This is a genomic window from Micromonospora inyonensis (assembly GCF_900091415.1).
Classification (GTDB): domain Bacteria; phylum Actinomycetota; class Actinomycetes; order Mycobacteriales; family Micromonosporaceae; genus Micromonospora; species Micromonospora inyonensis.
Window position 1 is genome coordinate 2,227,385 of record NZ_FMHU01000002.1, and the last position, 18,664, is coordinate 2,246,048.

General features: G+C 72.8%; 13 protein-coding genes, 1 pseudogene and 1 riboswitch. Of the genes and pseudogenes, 6 read left to right on the plus strand and 8 right to left on the minus strand.

All coding sequences use genetic code 11. The features are described 5' to 3' along the window. The first annotated feature begins 2 nt into the window (after positions 1 to 2). A riboswitch (cobalamin riboswitch) is annotated at positions 3 to 79 on the plus strand. 72 nt (positions 80 to 151) lie between these two features. After that, positions 152 to 3,790, plus strand: a complete 3,639-nt coding sequence (gene cobN / locus GA0074694_RS24355) for a cobaltochelatase subunit CobN (RefSeq protein WP_091462300.1) — start codon at positions 152 to 154, stop codon at positions 3,788 to 3,790. A 105-nt stretch (positions 3,791 to 3,895) separates the two neighbouring features. On the opposite strand, the gene GA0074694_RS24360 is transcribed toward cobN, so the two are convergent. Next, on the minus strand, positions 3,896 to 4,189 hold the full coding sequence (locus tag GA0074694_RS24360; RefSeq protein ID WP_091462302.1) for a hypothetical protein: 294 nt from the start codon (positions 4,187 to 4,189) through the stop codon (positions 3,896 to 3,898). 263 nt (positions 4,190 to 4,452) lie between these two features. Between GA0074694_RS24360 and GA0074694_RS24365 the strand changes: the two genes are divergently transcribed. Continuing rightward, a complete protein-coding gene (locus tag GA0074694_RS24365; protein WP_245714885.1) occupies positions 4,453 to 5,073 on the plus strand; it encodes a TOPRIM nucleotidyl transferase/hydrolase domain-containing protein in 621 nt (206 codons plus the stop codon). Positions 5,074 to 5,084: 11 nt separating this feature from the next. On the opposite strand, the gene GA0074694_RS24370 is transcribed toward GA0074694_RS24365, so the two are convergent. Further along, positions 5,085 to 5,768: a TetR/AcrR family transcriptional regulator gene (locus GA0074694_RS24370; RefSeq protein WP_091462304.1), complete on the minus strand. Its 684-nt coding sequence runs from the start codon at positions 5,766 to 5,768 to the stop codon at positions 5,085 to 5,087. Between the two features lie 102 nt (positions 5,769 to 5,870). On the opposite strand from GA0074694_RS24370, the gene GA0074694_RS24375 reads away from it, so the two are divergent. Continuing rightward, positions 5,871 to 6,896, plus strand: a complete 1,026-nt coding sequence (locus GA0074694_RS24375; protein WP_091462307.1) for a hypothetical protein — start codon at positions 5,871 to 5,873, stop codon at positions 6,894 to 6,896. 386 nt (positions 6,897 to 7,282) lie between these two features. Here the strand turns inward: GA0074694_RS24375 and GA0074694_RS24380 are convergent, their stop codons facing one another. Then, positions 7,283 to 9,670, minus strand: coding sequence for an ATP-binding cassette domain-containing protein (locus GA0074694_RS24380; RefSeq protein WP_091462309.1), 2,388 nt, complete (start codon positions 9,668 to 9,670; stop codon positions 7,283 to 7,285). A 316-nt stretch (positions 9,671 to 9,986) separates the two neighbouring features. Between GA0074694_RS24380 and GA0074694_RS24385 the strand changes: the two genes are divergently transcribed. Then, complete coding sequence (locus GA0074694_RS24385) at positions 9,987 to 10,565, plus strand: SMI1/KNR4 family protein (RefSeq protein ID WP_091462312.1); 579 nt, start codon at positions 9,987 to 9,989, stop codon at positions 10,563 to 10,565. A gap of 165 nt (positions 10,566 to 10,730) precedes the next feature. Here the strand turns inward: GA0074694_RS24385 and GA0074694_RS24390 are convergent, their stop codons facing one another. Next, positions 10,731 to 11,669, minus strand: a complete 939-nt coding sequence (locus GA0074694_RS24390; protein WP_342670956.1) for a helix-turn-helix transcriptional regulator — start codon at positions 11,667 to 11,669, stop codon at positions 10,731 to 10,733. A 156-nt stretch (positions 11,670 to 11,825) separates the two neighbouring features. On the opposite strand from GA0074694_RS24390, the gene GA0074694_RS24395 reads away from it, so the two are divergent. Both GA0074694_RS24395 and GA0074694_RS24400 read left to right on the plus strand, forming a co-directional pair. Then, positions 11,826 to 12,719: an IS982 family transposase gene (locus GA0074694_RS24395; protein ID WP_091462317.1), complete on the plus strand. Its 894-nt coding sequence runs from the start codon at positions 11,826 to 11,828 to the stop codon at positions 12,717 to 12,719. Between the two features lie 34 nt (positions 12,720 to 12,753). Then, positions 12,754 to 13,437: an alpha/beta fold hydrolase gene (locus tag GA0074694_RS24400; RefSeq protein WP_091462320.1), complete on the plus strand. Its 684-nt coding sequence runs from the start codon at positions 12,754 to 12,756 to the stop codon at positions 13,435 to 13,437. A gap of 145 nt (positions 13,438 to 13,582) precedes the next feature. Here the strand turns inward: GA0074694_RS24400 and cobA are convergent, their stop codons facing one another. From cobA to GA0074694_RS24415, 4 genes and pseudogenes are all read right to left on the minus strand, one after another. After that, positions 13,583 to 14,389 carry a uroporphyrinogen-III C-methyltransferase gene (cobA, locus tag GA0074694_RS33220; protein WP_281190379.1) on the minus strand — a complete coding sequence of 269 codons (807 nt, stop codon included), beginning with the start codon at positions 14,387 to 14,389 and terminating at the stop codon, positions 13,583 to 13,585. A 57-nt stretch (positions 14,390 to 14,446) separates the two neighbouring features. Next, positions 14,447 to 15,832, minus strand: a pseudogene (locus tag GA0074694_RS32360) (cobyrinic acid a,c-diamide synthase CobB); the annotation flags it as partial. Further along, positions 15,826 to 16,440: a cob(I)yrinic acid a,c-diamide adenosyltransferase gene (gene cobO, locus GA0074694_RS24410; RefSeq protein WP_091462325.1), complete on the minus strand. Its 615-nt coding sequence runs from the start codon at positions 16,438 to 16,440 to the stop codon at positions 15,826 to 15,828. The gene cobO and the pseudogene GA0074694_RS32360, both read right to left, overlap by 7 nt. Continuing rightward, the gene (locus GA0074694_RS24415; protein ID WP_218105868.1) at positions 16,440 to 18,482 is read right to left on the minus strand and encodes a magnesium chelatase subunit D family protein; all 2,043 of its coding nucleotides are present in this window, start codon (positions 18,480 to 18,482) and stop codon (positions 16,440 to 16,442) included. The genes cobO and GA0074694_RS24415 overlap by 1 nt, the downstream gene beginning before the upstream one ends. Positions 18,483 to 18,664 lie beyond the last annotated feature (182 nt).

Here is an 18,664-nt window from a genome sequence, read left to right on the forward strand (position 1 = left end):
GGAGGAACCCGGTGCGAGTCCGGGGCGGTCCCGCCACTGTCACCGGGTCGGCGTCCCGCCGGGCCGGGAGCCAGACACTTCGGCTGGCCGCGAGCGACGACCACGGGCGCGGACCCGGGGAGGAGTCAGCCATGCCTGGCCGAGTTACGTCATGATCCTGCTCTTGTCCACCTCGGACACCGACCTGCTGAGCGCGCGGGCCAGTGCGGCGGACTACCGCCTGGCCAACCCGGCCCGGCTCGGCGACGATCCGGCCGAGCTGACCACCCTGCTCGACGGCGTCGACCTGGTGGTCGTCCGGATCCTCGGCGGTTACCGGATGTGGCAGCAGGGCCTGGACACCCTGCTCGCCGGGAACGTCCCGGTCGTGGCGCTCGGCGGCGAGGCGCTGCCCGACGCGGACCTGATGGCGCGCTCCACCGTGCCCCGGGGCATCGCCACCGAGGCGCACGCCTACCTCGCCCAGGGCGGGCCGGACAATCTCCGCGAGCTGCATGCCTTCCTCAGCGACACGGTGCTGCTCACCGGGCAGGGCTTCGCGCCACCGGCCGAGCAGCCCACCTGGGGACTGCTGGAGCGGACGGGCCGGCAGGTCGACGGGCCGACCGTGGCGGTCCTCTTCTACCGGGCACACCAGCTCAGCGGGAACACTGCCTTCGTCGAAGGGCTCTGCGCGGCGATCGAGGACGCCGGCGGGGTGCCGTTGCCGGTGTACTGCGCGAGCCTGCGTACCGCCGCCGTCGAGCTGCTGCGCACCCTCGGCCGGGCGGACGCGCTGCTGGTCACCGTGCTCGCCGCCGGTGGCACCCGGCCGGCGGAGGCGTCCGCCGGTGGCGACGACGACGCCTGGGACGTGGGCGCGCTGGCCGCGTTGGACGTGCCGATCCTCCAGGCGCTCGCGCTGACCAGCGACCGGCGGACGTGGGCGGAGAACGACGACGGGTTGAGCCCGCTGGACGCCGCCACCCAGGTCGCGGTGCCGGAGTTCGACGGGCGCGTGATCACCGTGCCGTTCTCGTTCAAGGAGACCGACGCCGACGGGCTGCCGCACTACGTGGCCGACCCGGAGCGGGCCCGACGGGTGGCCGGCATCGCCGTGCGGCACGCCCGGCTGCGGCACGTTCCCCCGGCGCAGCGGCGGATCGCGGTGGTGCTCTCGGCGTACCCGACCAAGCACGCGCGGGTCGGCAACGCGGTCGGCCTGGACACCCCGGCCAGCGCGGTCCGTCTGCTGCGGGAGCTGCGGGACGCCGGCTACGACGTCGGCCCGGTCGACGGTCCGGACGCCCTGCCCGGCCTGGTGCCCGGCGGGGACGGCGACGACGCCGACGGGGACCGCTTCATCCACGCCCTGATCGCCGCCGGCGGGCAGGATCCGGAGTGGCTCACCGAGGAGAAGCTGGCCGGCAACCCGGTGCGGGTGCCGGCGGCCATCTACCGCCGCTGGTTCGACGCGCTCCCCGACGACCTGCGGGAGGCGATGACCGAGCACTGGGGTCCGGCCCCGGGCGAGCTGTTCGTCGACCGGTCGGGCAACGCCGACGGGGACATCGTGCTGGCCGGCCTGCGCGCCGGGAACGTGCTGCTGATGATCCAGCCGCCGCGCGGGTTCGGCGAGAACCCGGTGGCGATCTACCACGACCCGGACCTGCCGCCCACGCACCACTACCTGGCCGCCTACCGCTGGCTGGACGAGGAGTTCGGCGCGCACGCCGTGGTGCACCTGGGCAAGCACGGCTCGCTGGAGTGGCTGCCCGGCAAGAACGTCGGCCTCTCCGCCTCCTGTGGCCCGGACGCGGTCCTCGGCGACCTGCCGCTGATCTACCCGTTCCTGGTCAACGACCCGGGCGAGGGCGCGCAGGCGAAGCGCCGGGCGCACGCCACCATCGTCGACCACCTCGTCCCGCCGATGGCCCGGGCGGAGAGCTACGGCGACATCGCCCGACTGGAGCAGCTGCTCGACGAGTACGCGAACATCTCCACCATGGACCCGGCGAAGCTGCCGGCGATCCGCCAGCAGATCTGGACGCTCATCCAGGCCGCCCGCCTCGACCACGACCTCGGGCTGGAGCAGCGCCCGCACGACGCCGAGTTCGACGAGTTCCTGCTGCACGTCGACGGCTGGCTCTGCGAGATCAAGGACGCCCAGATCCGCGACGGCCTGCACGTGCTCGGGCAGGCGCCGACCGGTGAGGCGCGGGTCAACCTGATCCTGGCGATCCTGCGTGCCCGGCAGGTCTTCGGCGGGCAGGTCGGCGCGGTGCCGGGGCTGCGGACCGCGCTCGGGCTGGACGAGACGGCGGCGGAGCAGACCGCCGAGGTGGACCGGGTCGAGGCGGTCGCGCGGCGGCTCGCCGAGGCGATGGAGCGGCACGGCTGGGCGGCGGAGGCCGTAGCCGGGGTCTGCACCGAGGTGCTCGGCGACGACGCTCCGCACGCCGACGCCGTCCGGACGGTGCTGACGTTCGCCGCCACCGAGGTCGCGCCCCGGCTGGCGGGCACCACCGGCGAGATCGACGCGGTGCTGCACGCCCTCGACGGCGGGTACGTCCCGGCCGGGCCGAGCGGCTCCCCGCTGCGTGGCCTGGTCAACGTGCTGCCGACCGGCCGCAACTTCTACACCGTCGACCCGAAGGCGATCCCGAGCCGGCTGGCCTGGGAGACCGGGCAGGCGATGGCCACCTCGCTGGCCGAGCGGTACCGCCGGGACACCGGCGAGTGGCCCCGGTCGGTCGGGCTGTCGGTGTGGGGCACCTCGGCGATGCGCACCGCCGGTGACGACATCGCCGAGGTGCTGGCGCTGATCGGCGTGCAGCCGACCTGGGACGAGATGTCCCGGCGGGTCACCGGCTTCGAGGTCGTCCCGCTCGCTGACCTGGGCCGCCCGCGCATCGACGTGACCGTGCGGATCAGCGGGTTCTTCCGGGACGCCTTCCCGCACGTGGTGCTCCTGCTCGACGACGCGATCCGGGCGGTCGCCGCGCTCGACGAGCCGGAGGAGGAGAACTACCTCGCCGCGCACGCCCGCGCCGACCTCGGGGAACACGGCGACGAGCGGCGGGCCACCACCCGCATCTTCGGCTCCCAGCCGGGCGCGTACGGGGCGGGGCTGCTGCCGCTGATCGACAGCGGCAACTGGCGCGACGACGCCGACCTGGCCGAGGTGTACACCGTCTGGGGTGGCTTCGCCTACGGTCGCGGCCTGGAAGGCCGGCCGGCCCGGCAGGACATGGAGTCGGCGTACCGGCGGATCGCGGTGGCGGCGAAGAACACCGACACCCGCGAGCACGACATCGCCGACTCCGACGACTATTTCCAGTACCACGGCGGCATGATCGCCACGGTACGAGCGCTGACCGGCCAGGCGCCGCGGGCGTACATCGGCGACAGCACCACGCCGGACGCGGTGCGGACCCGGTCGCTGACCGAGGAGACCGCGCGGGTGTTCCGGGCCCGGGTGGTCAACCCGCGCTGGATGGCGGCGATGCGCCGGCACGGGTACAAGGGCGCGTTCGAGATGGCCGCGACCGTGGACTACCTCTTCGGCTACGACGCGACCGCCGGAGTGGTCACCGACTGGATGTACGAGCAGCTCGCCCAGAGCTACGTCCTGGACCCGGAGAACCAGCGCTTCCTGCGCCGGTCGAACCCGTGGGCGCTGCGCGGCATCGTCGAGCGGCTCACCGAGGCCGCCGACCGGGGGCTGTGGTCCAAGCCGGACCCGGAGCTGATGGACGCGCTGCGCCAGGCGTACCTGGAGGTCGAGGGCGACCTGGAGGACGGGAACTGACCTGTGTCGCCGTCCCGTCCGGGGCGTGACGGCGACCCAGCACCGCAGGTGACGACGGGTGCCGGGGACGACCGCAGAGGACTGCGGCCGTCCCCGGCATCACGCTCAGCAGGTGGTGTTGCCGGCCGGAACCCAGCCGTCGACCGACGGGTACTCGGCGCCATGGCCGTAGATCCAGTCGGTGCCGTCGGACCAGCCCTGGCCGTGGTAGCGGAACCCGCGCCCGGCCGTCAGGGTGAGCAGCACCGTGCCGTGCGGCGCGGTACGCAGCCAGGTGTTCTCCTTCAGGATGCAGACGGTGCCGGGCGCGTCGCTCGCCGAGGCCGGTGCGGCCGCCACGGCCGAGCCGGCGAGAACGACGGTCAGGGCCGTCATGGTGTGCAGGAGTCGGCGCTTCACTCGTGTCCTTCCATCGTGGTCGTACGCGACTCCGATTGTGATCAACCTGCGCGCCGGCCGGTATGGGAAGCCCTCCCCGGCTACCGCGCGGCCCGGACGAGCAGCATCCCGCACCACGACACAACCTGCCGTGCCGGCCGGTCGAAGGACGGAGCCACATTCCCTGGCCGGCAGACCCGCTGGTCGCCGATGATTGCTGCCATGGCCATGATCCGCCGAGCCGACACCTGCGCCGGACGGCAGACCGTCCGACGACGCCCCGCGTGAGCTACCCCGACATCAGTGGCCCCGACGCCACGATCCTGGCGACGGCCCTCGCCCTGGCGAAGGTCGACGACGCCTTGGCCGTGGTGCTCGTCGAGGGCATCAGCGACCAGATCGCGGTGGAGACCGCCGCCGTGGGCCGGGGCCGGGACCTCGGGGCGGAGCGGATCGTGGTCGTGCCGATCGGCGGGGCGCACGCCATCGGCCGTTTCCTGACCATGCTGGAGCCCCTGCAGGTGCGACTCGCGGGCCTGTGCGACCTTCGTGAGGAGGAGCTGTTCCGGCGCGGCCTCGCCGCCCGGACCGGTTCGCCCCCCGCCCGCACCGACCTGGAAGCCCACGGGTTCCACGTCTGCGTCGACGATCTGGAGGACGAGCTGATCCGCGCCGTGGGCACCGTGGAGGTCGAAGCGCTCTTCGAGTCGCAGGGCGACCTCGGGTCGTTCCGCTCGATGCAGAACCAGCCGGCCTGGCGTGGCCGGCGGCCGGAAGCGCAGATGCGGCGGTTCCTGGGCAGCGGCTCGCGCCGCAAGCTGCGTTACGCACGGCTGCTCGTCGAGGCGGCAGTCGGCCGGGATGCCCTGCCCCGGCCGCTCGACGCGCTGCTCACCGCCCTCTGACTCGCTGGAGGTCAGGCCCTCGGCCGTCGTCGTGGCTCGGTCGTCTCCCCGACGCCGGGGCCTGAGCCTGTCGCCACTGCGTCGAGCGCCGGTGCGAGCGGCAGCAACGCGGTCCGCACAAGGTCCGGCAGGGACCCGGACGGCACGACGAACCCGGGCATCGACGGCGTCACGTTCGCGGACTGCAACCACTGCCGGAGCGCGACCCTGGCGGCCGCGCCGACGCTGGCGGACAGCACCTGGGCGGTCAGGCGGTCCACGGCCGGGCAGCGTCCGGTGATGGCTTCGGCGAGCGGTCCCTCGATCGCGGTGACGGTGTCGACGTAGCAGGCACGCAGAGCGGAACTGCTCGTGATCATCAGCAGCGCGTCACGCGCATGGTCCCCCGGGTCGGTGTACTGCCCGACGACGGCGTCGACGACGGCGTCGGCGAGGCTGACACCGGCGGGGCGGCCGAGCACGGCTGCCGCGACGTGTGACGCGCGCTCCGCGGTGACCGCCGCGATGATCGCCTGCTCGCGGCTGGAGAAGTAGTTGTTGTACGTCCTCGGGGACACGCCTGCGGCCTCGGCGATGTCGTCGACACGGACGTTCTCCGGCCCGCGCTCCAGCGCGAGGCGCAGCGCTGCCGCCCGGAGCGCCTCCCTGGTGGCCTGCTTCTTCCGTTCCCGCAACGTGGGCCGACCCGCTGTCATGCCCTCACCATCACACACTTCATGCGGAGACGCAAATTTGCGTGCACGCAGAGATTTGGTAGCGTTCCCGCCTACCTGCCCCCGACCGGAAGGACCCACGACATGCGCGTCAAGGGGATGACCTACGACACCGGCTTCGTGCGTGACGGCCGCAACTCGGTGGAGCGCTTCGACCCCGAACGGGTTCGACGGGAGCTGGCGATCATCCGCGACGACCTGAACTGCAACGGCGTCCAGATCATCGGTGGGGACCCGCAGCGCCTGGAGATCGCCGCCCGTGCCGCCGCCGACCTCGGACTGGAGATCTGGTTCTCGCCGTACCCGCTGGACCTGTCGACCGACCAGGCCCTCGCCCTGTTCCTCGACTGCGCCGAGCGTGCCGAGCGACTACGTACGGCGGGGGCCGAGGTCGTGTTCGTCACCGGCGTCGAGCTGAGCATCATGAACCGGGGATTCGTCGACGGCGACCGTATCGACGAACGCCTCAGCCGCCTGTTGGGCGACCCGGACGGCCGCATCGAGCGGATCGCCGAGGTCCGCTCCCGTCTGGGCGGGTTCCTCCGCACCGCCGTGGCAGCCGTCCGCGAACGATTCCACGGAAAGGTCGCCTACGCCGCCATACCGTTCGAGGGTGTCGACTGGAACCTGTTCGACTTCGTGACCCTCGAACTCATCCGGTCGGCGGAGGTCGCCGACCGGTTCCGAGACGGGGTGCGCGGTCTCGTCGCCCGATCCCGACCGGTCGCCGTCACCGGTTTCGGCACCGCGACCTGGCGCGGGGCCGGCGACGTCGCACCACGCAGCATGGAGATCCTCGAGTACGACGAGGCCACCGGCGATCCACTGCGACTGGACGGGCACTACGAGCGGGACGAGGCCGGCCAGGCGGCGTACCTCGGCGAACTGCTCGACATCTTCGACAGCGAGGGCGTCGACAGCGCCTTCGTGTTCCTCTTCGCGCTCGAAAGCCTGCCCCACCGCCCCGACGGCGATCCCCGCGACGACCTCGACCTTGCCAGCCTCGGAATCGTCAGGGTGCTGGACGGCCGCAGCGGCGACACCTACCCCGACCTGCCCTGGGAACCCAAGGCCGCCTTCGCCACGGTCGCCGAACGCTACGCCGGCTGACCCGCGCCGACGAACGCACCGGAGCGGGATCAACTGTGCCTGCGGGGCAGGTTCATCGCGCGCCACGAGGGCCAGCCCTGCGGCCAGGTGTCGGGCCAGTCGTCGGCGCCCTGACCAGCGTCATGCTCCGCGTCACCGGCACACCGGCGGCGTCGAGGAACCACGCCGCTCGGTACTCCGCCCCTGCACCGGGCTGTCCGAGAGGTACCGCCCTGGGCGTTCGCGACCGTGAAGGCCGGCGGCTCCCCACTCTCGACGGCCCGTACCTCGGCGATCTTCGCTCCCCGGGCCCGCTGGGCGTCCAGCACCTGGCTGGCAGCCGTACCGGTTCACCCCACCCCGACCGACCGGTAGGCCGCCGCGCGGAAGAACCGGGCGGTGTCCGGTCAGCCGCCGACGTAGGCCGCGAGGTGCTCGCCGGTGAGGGTGGAGCGGGCGGCGACGAGGTCGGCGGGCGGACCCTCGAAGACGATCCGGCCACCGTCGTGGCCCGCGCCGGGGCCGAGGTCGATGATCCAGTCGGCGTGCGCCATGACCGCCTGGTGGTGCTCGATGACGATGACCGACTTGCCGGCGTCGACGAGTCGGTCGAGCAGGCCGAGCAGATGCTCGACGTCGGCGAGGTGGAGGCCGGTGGTCGGCTCGTCCAGGACGTAGACGCCGCCCTTCTCGCCCAGGTGGGTGGCGAGCTTGAGCCGCTGCCGCTCGCCGCCGGAGAGGGTGGTGAGCGGCTGGCCGAGGCTGAGGTAGCCGAGCCCCACGTCGGCGAGCCGGGCGAGGATGGCGTGGGCGGCCGGCGTACGCGCCTCGCCGGCACCGAAGAACTCCTCGGCCTCGGTCACCGACATCGCGAGCACCTCGCTGATGTCACGGCCGCCGAGGTGGAACTCCAGCACCGCCGCCTGGAACCGCTTCCCCTCGCACTCCTCGCAGGTGGTGGCGACACCGGCCATCATCGCCAGGTCCGTGTAGATGACACCGGCACCGTTGCAGGTGGGGCAGGCGCCCTCGGAGTTGGCGCTGAACAGCGCCGGCTTCACGCCGTTGGCCTTCGCGAACGCCTTGCGGATCGGGTCGAGCAGCCCGGTGTACGTCGCCGGGTTGCTCCGGCGGGAGCCACGGATCGCGCCCTGGTCGATGGACACCACCCCCGCGCCGGCCGGGATCGACCCCTGCACGAGCGAACTCTTGCCGGAACCGGCGACACCGGTGACGACGACGAGCATCCCGAGCGGGATGTCGACGTCGACGTCGCGCAGGTTGTGCGCGTTCGCGCCGCGGATCTCCAGCACGCCGGTGGGCGTCCGCACCGTCGTCTTCAGGGCGGCCCGGTCGTCGAGATGGCGGCCGGTGAGGGTGTCGCTGGCCCGCAGTCCCTCGACGGTGCCCTCGAAGCAGACCGCGCCGCCCGCCGTACCGGCGCCGGGGCCGAGGTCGACGACGTGGTCGGCGATCACGATCGTCTCCGGCTTGTGCTCCACGACGAGCACCGTGTTGCCCTTGTCCCGCAGCCGTAGCAGCAGTTCGTTCATCCGCTGGATGTCGTGGGGGTGCAGGCCGATGGTGGGCTCGTCGAAGACGTAGGTGACGTCGGTGAGCGCGGAGCCGAGGTGGCGGATGAGCTTCACGCGCTGCGCCTCGCCGCCCGACAGCGTGCCCGACGACCGGTCGAGCGAGAGGTAGCCCAGCCCGATCTCCACGAACGAGTCGAGGGTCCGCCGCAGCGTGACGAGCAGCGGTGCCACCGACGGCTCGTCGAGGCCCCGCACCCACCCGGCGAGGTCGCTGATCTGCATCGCGCAGACGTCGGCGATGTTGACACCGTTGATCCGCGACGACCGGGCCGCCTCGCTGAGACGGGTGCCGCCGCACTCGGGACAGGTGGTGAAGGTGACCGCCCGGTCCACGAACGCCCGGATGTGCGGCTGCATCGCCTCCCGGTCCTTCGCGAGGAACGACTTCTGGATCTTCGGGATCAGGCCCTCGTACGTCAGGTTGATATTGTCGACCTTGATCTTGGTCGGCTCCTTGTGGAGCAGGTCGTGCAGCTCGGCCTTGGTGAACCTGCGGATCGGCTTGTCCGGGTCGAAGAAACCGCAGCCGCTGAAGATGCGGCCGTACCAGCCGTCGACGCTGTAGCCGGGGACCGTGATCGCACCCTCGTTGAGCGACTTGCTGTCGTCGTAGAGCGCGGACAGGTCGAAGTCGGTCACCCGGCCCATGCCCTCGCAGCGCGGACACATCCCGCCGATCTGGGTGAAGGTCTGCTTCACCGTCCTGGTGGCACCGCGTTCGATCGTGATCGCACCGCTGGCCCGCACCGAGGGGACGTTGAAGGAGTACGCCTGGGGCGAACCGATGTGCGGCTGCCCGAGCCGGCTGAAGAGGATGCGCAGCATCGCGTTGGCGTCGGTCACCGTCCCGACCGTGGAGCGTGGGTTCGCGCCCAGCCGCTCCTGGTCGACGATGATCGCCGTCGTCAGCCCCTCCAGCAGGTCGACCTCCGGCCGGGCCAGCGTCGGCATGAAGCCCTGCACGAAGGCGCTGTAGGTCTCGTTGATCATCCGCTGCGACTCGGCGGCGATCGTGCCGAAGACCAGCGAGCTCTTGCCCGAGCCGGAGACGCCGGTGAAGACCGTCAGCCGGCGCTTCGGGATCTCGACGCTGACGTCCTTGAGGTTGTTCACGCGCGCACCCTGCACGCGGATGAGATCGTGACTGTCGGCAACGTGCGGCGTGGGCAACTGCGTGTCCGTCCTGGTGGCGGTGCTCATCGTGTCTCCAACTGTTGCGGTCTTCCGTCGGCGTCGCCTGGCTCGATCCAACCAGCTCGCGTGAATCGTCAGGTCGTTCACGGTCACGCTACGTGCGGCTCGGGGGCCGGCGCTTCTCGACTCCTGATCAGTTGCGGGGGCGTCCGCGCCCGAGCCTCTACGCCGGAGGCGGCGCGATCCCGCTACCCGTCCGCGCGGACCTCACCGGGCACACGCTGCGGCTGGAGCAGCCTAACCCCGACACCGGCGAGGTGCGCTCACCCTTGACACCTGGCTTACCCGACACTGACGTCCCCCTACGGCATGATCGCTTCCCGTGACGGACCACACCGACCTTCTGGCGCGCATCGCCCGGCGGGCCCGGGAGGATGAGCCCATGATGCCGCTTGCCGCCGGCCTGCCGGCGCCGCTTCCCCAGAGCACGATCGACAGCGCCGAGAAGCGACTGGGGTTCGGGCTGCACCCTCTGCTGGCGGCGATCTACCGAGACCTCGCGAACGGTGGCTTCGGTCCCGACTACCAGCTCCTCAGCCTGACGGACGGACCGACCTCCGAGCAGGCGGTCGAGTGCTACCTCGACGTTCGAGCCGGACGCGCCGGCACGGAGTGGGCGTGGCCGGAAGGCGTTCTGCCGATCCTCACCTGGGGTTGCGGCATGTACGCGTGCGTCGACTGCCGAAGCGACCAGGGGACGGTTCTGCTCTTCGAACCCAACCCCGGGAATCCCGATGCCGCCTGGTGGATCGACTCACCCAGTCTGGCGGCGTGGTTCGAGCACTACGTCGACGACACCGGCTGGTGGGTCAGGGCCGAGGAGGGCGAGGACCTCGACGACATGCCACCCTGGCGGGAAGCCAGGAACCGCGCGGTCACGCTCGGGCCACCACGAGGGTGACGACGAACCGCGGGAAAGGAACCACGTAACCGACGCCGATCCCGACCACCTGGCGGCGTGGTGGGCCCGGCCGGCAACTCACCGCGAACTCCTCAGAGTGTCCAGGCTGTTGCCGCCTGCCTGTGGCGGGAGCAGACACGGCGACCGGAGCCGACAGCCTGGAAATCAGCCTCGTCCTCGCGACCGTGTTTCCGATGAAGGTGAAAGTGCCGCGTTGAAGCGGGCCGCGACCGTGGCCACGGCGGCGCGTAGTTCGGCGCCCTCCTCCACGACGAAATCGAACGGGACGGTGGCGAGCCACTCCTGCGCGTACATCGCGGGATTGCGGGTGCTGCCGACCAGGACGCACCGGTCGCCGTCCGGCTTGAGGCGGCCCATCGGCGGGCGGATCCACGGCGCCACTTCCTCCCGTGGCGCGTCGAACACCACGCGGGTGGGGTACGTCCAGCCGGTGCCCAGGTTCTCCTCGAGCGCGGCGACCGGGTCCAGGTCGCCGGGCGGTGTGAAGTCGTGCGGGGTACGTCGCGTGGCGCGGATCCGGTCGACCCGGTAGGTGCGGACCGCCTCCGCGCGGTGCGAATGGCACAGCAGGTACCAGCGCCCGTACCTCACCACGACCGCCCACGGGTCGACCTCGGCGTCCCGTTCCTCGCCGCTCTCACTCCGGTAGGTGACCACCACACGACGCCGGTCGGCGACGGCGGCGACCAGCGCGCTCATGACGGCGGGGTCGGGGCGGGCGGACTGCCGGTCCGGGGCGGGCGAGGCGTGGGCCCGCAGCGCCGCCGCCTGCCGTCCGATGCTCTCGGGGAGGGCCCGGATGACCTTGCTGAGCGCCGAGCCGACCAGGTCGTCGGCGTCGATCGCGGCCGGTTGCCCGTCGAGCACGGCCATGACCAGGCCGAGCGCCTGCTCCTCGGTGAAGACGACCGGCGGCAGCCGGGTGCCACGGCCCAGCCGGTAGCCCCCGTACGGGCCGCGAGCCGACTCGACCGGGATGCCGGCCTCGCGGAGGATGCCGACGTAGCGCCGCGCTGCCCGTTCCGTCACGCCCAGGGACGAGGCGAGCTGGTCGGCGGTCGTGCCGGGACGGGCCTGCAGGATCTCGAACGTGCGCAGGGCACGGGCGGTCGGGCTCGAACCAGTCGGCACGAGGAACAGGGTACCGGAAGCAGATCGTCCGGAATCGGTTCTAGACGAGTAGTTCCGATGTCAGGGGTCGATGTCTGGGCATGAAGAGAGGGCGTCCAAGATCGTGTTGTGACGCAAGATTTGGACACCCTCTTGACCGCACTCTACGTGAAGATCGACGACACCATCCGGACGCCCCGGTGGCGAGGCCGGCCACCGCTGCTCACCGACTCCGAGCTGGTCTGCCTGGCCGTGGCGCAGGTCCTGCTCGGTGCCCGTTCGGAGGCCCACTGGATCCGCTACGCCCGTATCCACCTGGCCGGCATGTTCCCCTACCTGCCGCAGCGATCGGGCTACAACAAACGGCTCCGCGCCGCCCTCCCACTGATCAAGAAGGCGATCCGGGACCTGGCCCGCGACAGTGACTTCTGGTTCGACAACCACTGGATCGTCGACTCCACGCCGATACCCTGCGGTATGTCCCGCCCCACCGTGCAACGCTCCGACCTGGCCGGCTGGGCCGGATACGGCTACTGCGCCTCACACTCCCGCTTCTTCTGGGGCCTGCGGCTCTACCTGGTGTGCACCCCGACCGGCATGCCGATCCTGTGGGCCCTGGCCAACCCGAAGATCGGCGAACGCGAGGTCCTCGCCGCGATGCTGGACGTCGAGGCCGGCGTGGTCGCCGAGCACGACGGGATCCTGCTGATCAGCGACAAGGGCTTCGCCTCCAAGCCGTTCGAGCGACAGTTGGCCGAGCAGGGCATCGAACTGCTGCGCCCGTCGCGCAAGCGGGAGAAGGCCCGCTACGGCGAGCCGATGCTCAAGAAGGTCCGACAACTGATCGAGTCGGTCAACGACACCCTCAAGGGTCAGCTTGACCTGGAACAACACGGCGGACGGACCTTCGCCGGTGTTGCTGTCCGTGTCGCCCAACGCCTGCTCGCCATGGCCGCCGCGATCTGGCACAACAACAAGACCGGCGCCCCCGTCACCCGGTCACTGATCGCTTACGACCACTGACCGGGTTTCGGAACTACTCGTCTAGGTTGGTCGCATGACCGAAGAACAGATCGTGCTCGTGGGTGGCCTGTGGCTGGACGGCTCGGCGTGGACCGGTGTCGCGGCCGAGCTGACGAAACGGGGCCGTCACGCGGTACCGGTGACCCTGCCGGGCCAGGGCGACGGCAACACCTCGGCGACACTCGCCGACCAGGTGGCCGCGGTGCTCGCCGCCGTGGACGCGGCGCCCGGCGGGTCGGTGGTGGTGGGGCACTCCGCCGTCTGCACGCTGGCCTGGTTGGCAGCCGACGCGCGGCCCGGACGCGTGGCCAGGGTGGTGCTGATCGGCGGGTTCCCGTCGGGCAACGGGCAGCCGTACGCGGACTTCTTCCCGATCGTCGACGGCGTCATGCCGTTCCCCGGCTGGGAGCCGTTCGACGGAGCGGACGCGGCGGACCTGGACGAGCCGGCGCGGCAGGCGTTCACGGCGGCGGCGATCCCGGTCCCCGAGGGCGTGGCCAGGGGCCTCGTGCAGCTGACCGACGAGCGGCGGTTCGACGTACCCGTCGTGGTGGTGTGCCCCGAGTTCACGCCGACCCAGGCACGCGAGTGGATCGCCGCCGGAGAGGTGCCCGAGCTGGCCCGGGCGAAGCAGGTCGACCTGGTCGACATCGACTCCGGCCACTGGCCGATGATCACGCGTCCAGCGGAGCTGGCGATGATCCTGGCGACGGTCTAGCGACGTCCTCGACGACCAGGCCGGTGGCGGCCCGGTGGCCCTGCCTGGCCCAGCCGAAGAAGGCCGTCTCCGACTGGCGGAGACGGCCTTCGACCTCAGGCGGAGCTGAGGAGAGCTGAACGCCGACCCCCATGGGAAGGAGGGGTCAGACGGCGGCCGACGGCGAGGCGTGCGTGGTACGGGCGAACGCGGCGACCTCGCCGATCACCGTGATGGCCGGTGGACGCAGCCCGTGCGCGGCGGCGACGTCGGCGATGTCGTCCAGCCGGCCGGTGAGCACCCGTTGCGCCTCGGTACCGCCGTTCTCGATGCTGGCCGCCGGGGTCGCCGGGTCCATGCCGTGACCGATCAGCGCGGCGGTGACGTCGGGGAGGGTCTGCACCGCCATCAGCAGCACGATCGTGGTGTTGGCGCGGGCCACCCCGGCCCAGTCGACGGTGCTGCCCGGATCGCCCGGGGGCAGGTGGGCCGAGACGACGGTGAAGCCCTGGGTCAGCCCCCGGTGGGTGACCGGCACCCCCGCCAGCTCCGGTACGGAGATCGAGCTGGAGATGCCGGGCACCACCTCGACCGGGACGCCCGCCGCCTGGCAGGCCTGGACCTCCTCCATGCCCCGGCCGAAGACGAAGGAGTCGCCCCCCTTGAGTCGGACCACCCGGTGGCCGGCGCGGGCCTCCGCCACGAGGATCTCGTTGATCCGCTCCTGGGGGACGAACGCCCCCCGGGGCACCTTGGACACGTCGATCACCCGCACCCCGGGCCGCAGTTCGCGCAGCAGCGCGTGCGGCACCAGCCGGTCGGCGACCACGACGTCGGCCTCGGCGAGCCGGTCGAGTCCGCGCCGGGTCATCAGGTCCGGGTCGCCGGGGCCGGCTCCCACCAGGGTCACCCGGCCGGTGACCGGGCCGTCCGCATGGGACGGCGGCACCGCCGGCGTGGGCGTCGGGTCCACGGTGTCCTCCTCGGAGCGGCGCGGGACGGAGATAGTCGTGCCGCTGCGGTGCCCGTGTGCTGCGGCGGCGAATCCGGCGGCCAGGCGGGGGTGCCCGGCCCAGTGCACGTGCAGGTAGGAGGCGTGCACGGTGGCGGCGGGTCCGGCGACGAAGCCGTCCACGGCGTGGCTGGTGGTGCCGTGCGCCACGGACGGCCGGGGCCGGAACCGCCAGGCGTGGGTCGGCTCGCCGACCGGGTCGACCCGGGTGCGGTGGAACTCGTGCCCGGTGACCAGGTCGTCGGCGTCGGTCAGCACGCTGGCGGTGACCGCGCGGGCCTCCCGGTAGCCGAGGACGAGCCGGTCGGTCATCCGGGCGGTGGCGTCGAGCACCCCGGCCATGGGCGCGCCGTCGAGGTCCCGGGCGAGGTAGAGCAGGCCGGCGCACTCGGCCACCACGGGCAGGCCGGCGGCGGCGTGCGCGGCCACCACCTCGCGCATCGGTCGGTTGGCGGAGAGGTCTGCCGCGTACACCTCGGGGAAGCCACCGCCCAGGTAGAGGCCGGCGCAGTCGGCGGGCAGCGTCTCGTCGCGCAGCGGGTCGACGGTGGCCAGGCGCAGGCCGGCGGCGCTGAGCAGTTCGTCGGTCTCGGCGTACCGGAAGGTGAACGCCGCCCCGGACGCGACCGCGACGGTGGCGTCGGCGGTGAACCCGCCGAGTTCGGCGACCGGATCCCAGGCCGGGCCGGTGAGGGCGGGCGCGCGGCGGGCGAGGGCGAGCACCGCGTCGAGGTCGACCCCGGCGGCGACGTGGGCGGCGAGCGCGTCGACGGTACGGCGGGCCGCGGCGGCCCGTTCGGCGACCGGGACCAGCCCGAGGTGCCGGCTGGGGGTGTCCAGCGACGCGTCCCGGCGCAGCGCGCCGAGCACCGGCACGCCGGTGGAGACGAGCGCCTCCCGGATCTCCGCCTCGTGGGTGGCGGAGCCGACCTTGTTCAGGACGACCCCGGCGACGGTGAGCTGCGGGTCGAAGGTGGCGAAGCCGTGCACCAGCGCGGCGATGCTGCGGGACGTGCCGGACACGTCGACCACCAGCAGCACCGGGGTGCGGGTGAGCCGGGCGACGTGGGCGGTGCTGGCGAAGCCGGCCCGGCCGACGGCCCCGTCGAGCAGGCCCATCACGCCCTCGATCACGGCGACGTCGGCGGGCGTGCCCACGGTGGCCCCGTGCAGCAGGAGCGGCACGACGCGCTGCTCGCCCTGGAGGAAGGGGTCGAGGTTGCGGCCCCGGCGACCGGTGGCGAGTTCGTGGTAACTGGGGTCGATGTAGTCGGGGCCCACCTTGTGGCCGCTGACGGTCAGGCCACGCTGCCGCAGGGCCGCCATCAGGCCGGTGGCGACGGTGGTCTTGCCCTGCCCGGAGGCCGGCGCGGCGACCAGGATCCGGGGCGGAGCGGTCACCATTCGATCCCCCGCTGGCCCTTCTGGCCGGCGTCCATCGGGTGCTTGATCTTGGTCATCTCGGTCACCAGGTCGGCGGCGTCGACGAGGCGCGGGTCCGCGTCGCGCCCGGTGATCACGACGTGCTGCCGGCCGGGGCGGTCCCGGAGGGTGGCCACCACGTCGTCGACGTCGACCCAGCCCCACTTCATCGGGTAGGTGAACTCGTCGAGCACGTACAGGTCGTGCTCGTCGGCGGCGATCCGGCGCTTGATCTCCGCCCAGCCCTCGGCGGCCTGGGCGGCGTGGTCCGCTTCGGTGCCCTGGGTACGGCTCCAACTCCAGCCGGCGCCCATCTTGTACCAGCTGACCGGGCCACCCTGGCCGGTCTCCTCGTGCACCCGGCCGAGCGTGGTGAGGGCGTTCTCCTCCCCCACCGTCCACTTGGCACTCTTGACGAACTGGAAGACGGCGATCGACCAGCCCTGGTTCCAGCCGCGCAGGGCCAGGCCGAACGCGGCGGTGGACTTGCCCTTCATCTGACCGGTGTGGACGATCAGCAGCGGCCGGTTGCGCCGTTGCCGGGTGGTGAGGCCGTCGTCGGGAACGGCGACCGGTTGTCCCTGTGGCATCAGGCTGCCCCGCTTCCGTGTCGGACGGCGGTGCGGGAGCGCACCGCCTGGGTGAGGGTGGGCGCGGCGACGTCGGCCAACGGCAGGTGTTCACCGGCCAGGCTCGCGGCGAGTTCGGCGGCCAGGCGCATCCGGATCCGTCCCTGTTCGCAGTCGACCACCACGGCGGGCACGCCGTCGGTGGCCAGCAGGCGGGCGCTGCGCAGGGCACGTGGCAGTGCCTCCGGCCCGGCGGTGGCCCGCCCGTCGGTGACCACGACGAGCAGCGGACGGCGACGCGGGTCCCGGATCGCCTCGACGCGCAGCACCTCGCGGGCGCGCAGCAGCCCCTCCGCCAGCGGGGTCCGTCCGCCGGTCGGCAGGGCCTCCAGCCGGGCGGCGGCGACGTCCACGCTGGACGTCGGCGGCAGGGTCAGTTCCGCGTCGGCGGCCCGGAAGGTGACCAGGCCCACCTTGTCCCGCCGCTGGTAGGCGTCGAGCAGCAGGGACAGCACCGCCGCCTTGACCGCGCCGATGCGCTGCCGGGCCCCCATCGAGCCGGAGGCGTCCACGCAGAACAGGATCAGGTTGCTCTCCCGCCCCTGGCGTACCGGCAGGCGGACGTCCCCCGGACGGACCAGGATGCCGGGGCCACGCCGGCCCCGGATCCGCTGGTGGGGCGCGGCGGCCCGCAGGGTGGCCACCAGGTGGGGACGGCCGGAGGCGGGGCCGGTGGGCCGCGCCGTGCCCACGGTCCGGCCGACGGAGGTGACGGCGGCGGAGCGCCGGCCGGCGGTGCCGGCACCGGTGCCGGCCACGGTCAGCAGCCGGGCGCGGAAGGGTGCGCCCGCCGGCACCGGCGTCGGGGTGGCCGGCCCGGAGCCGGCCGGTGCCGACGGTTCCCCGGCGGGCCGCTGCCCGTCCGGAGGCGACTCGTCCCCGCTGGCCGGGCCCTCGGGTCCACCTGCTCCCCCGGGGCCGCCCGGGTCGTCGGGGCCGTCGGGACCGTCCGGGCCCTGCGGGCCGTCGGGACCGTCCGGGCCCTGCGGCGGTTCCGGGTCCTCCGGTGGCGGGGGTGGCTCGTCGAGACCGGCCTCGCTGAGCGCCCGCTCGAGTTCGGCCTGGTCCTGTTGCGGCGGGTCGAAGGGGTTGCGGCGGCGTCGGTGCGGCAGCGCCAGCCGCGCCGCGACCCGCACGTCGCCCACCTGCACGTGGGTGCGCCCGCACCACGCCGCGTGGGCCATGGCGGTACGTGCGATGACCAGGTCGGCGCGCATCCCGTCGACCTCGGCGGCGGCGCAGAGCGCGGCGATACGCAGCACCGTGTCGTCGTCGAGGCGGATCTTCGGCAGCAGGGCGCGCGCCTGGGCGACCCGGTCACCGAGGGCGGCGTCGGCGTCGGCGTAGCGGGCGGCGAACCCCTCCGGGTCGGCCTCGTAGTCCAGCCGGCGGCGCATCACCTCGGCCCGCACCTGCGGGTCCCGGCTGGCGGCGACCTCGACGGTCAGGCCGAACCGGTCCAGCAGCTGCGGCCGCAGTTCCCCCTCCTCGGGGTTCATCGTGCCGACCAGGACGAACCGGGCGGCGTGCGTCACCGACACGCCCTCCCGCTCCACGGTGGCCCGACCCATGGCCGCCGCGTCGAGCAGCACGTCGACCAGGTGGTCGTGCAGCAGGTTGACCTCGTCGACGTAGAGCAGGCCCCGGTGCGCGCCGGCCAGCAGGCCCGGGTCGTAGGCGGTGACGCCCTCGCTGAGGGCGCGCTCCAGGTGCAGCGCGCCGAGGACCCGGTCCTCGCTGGCCCCCACCGGCAGCTCCACCAGGCGGGCGGGACGCACCCGGGAGGCCACCGGCTCGGGGTGCGGGCCGTCCGGGCAGCGCGGGTCGACCGCCGTCGGGTCGCAGGAGAACCGGCAACCCTCCACGACCTCGACCGGGGGCAGCAGCGCGGTCAACGCCCGGACCGCGGTGGACTTGGCGGTGCCCTTCTCGCCACGCACCAGCACCCCGCCGATCCCGGGTGAGACGGCGCAGAGACTGAGGGCCAACGCCATGTCGTCCATCCCGACGACGGCGGAAAAGGGGTACGACCGCACGGTCACACCTTTCACCTCGCACGGGTCTCCTCGCCCGCGACCGGTCAACGACCGCGCCACCGGAGGAGCGTCCGCCGGCAGCACGCGACGGCGAGACGAGTGTCTGGCTCTCCGCCCGGCGGCACCGCCGGACGGATCACAGTGGCGGG

What these genes read in the sequence shown, in the direction of transcription:
- cobN (WP_091462300.1), top strand. Translation starts at nt 152, where the DNA reads ATGATCCTGCTCTTGTCCACCTCGGACACCGACCTGCTGAGCGCGCGG.
- GA0074694_RS24370 (WP_091462304.1), bottom strand. Translation starts at nt 5,768, where the DNA reads ATGACAGCGGGTCGGCCCACGTTGCGGGAACGGAAGAAGCAGGCCACC.
- GA0074694_RS24375 (WP_091462307.1), top strand. Translation starts at nt 5,871, where the DNA reads ATGCGCGTCAAGGGGATGACCTACGACACCGGCTTCGTGCGTGACGGC.
- GA0074694_RS24380 (WP_091462309.1), bottom strand. Translation starts at nt 9,670, where the DNA reads ATGAGCACCGCCACCAGGACGGACACGCAGTTGCCCACGCCGCACGTT.
- GA0074694_RS24400 (WP_091462320.1), top strand. Translation starts at nt 12,754, where the DNA reads ATGACCGAAGAACAGATCGTGCTCGTGGGTGGCCTGTGGCTGGACGGC.
- cobO (WP_091462325.1), bottom strand. Translation starts at nt 16,440, where the DNA reads ATGCCACAGGGACAACCGGTCGCCGTTCCCGACGACGGCCTCACCACC.
- GA0074694_RS24415 (WP_218105868.1), bottom strand. Translation starts at nt 18,482, where the DNA reads ATGGACGACATGGCGTTGGCCCTCAGTCTCTGCGCCGTCTCACCCGGG.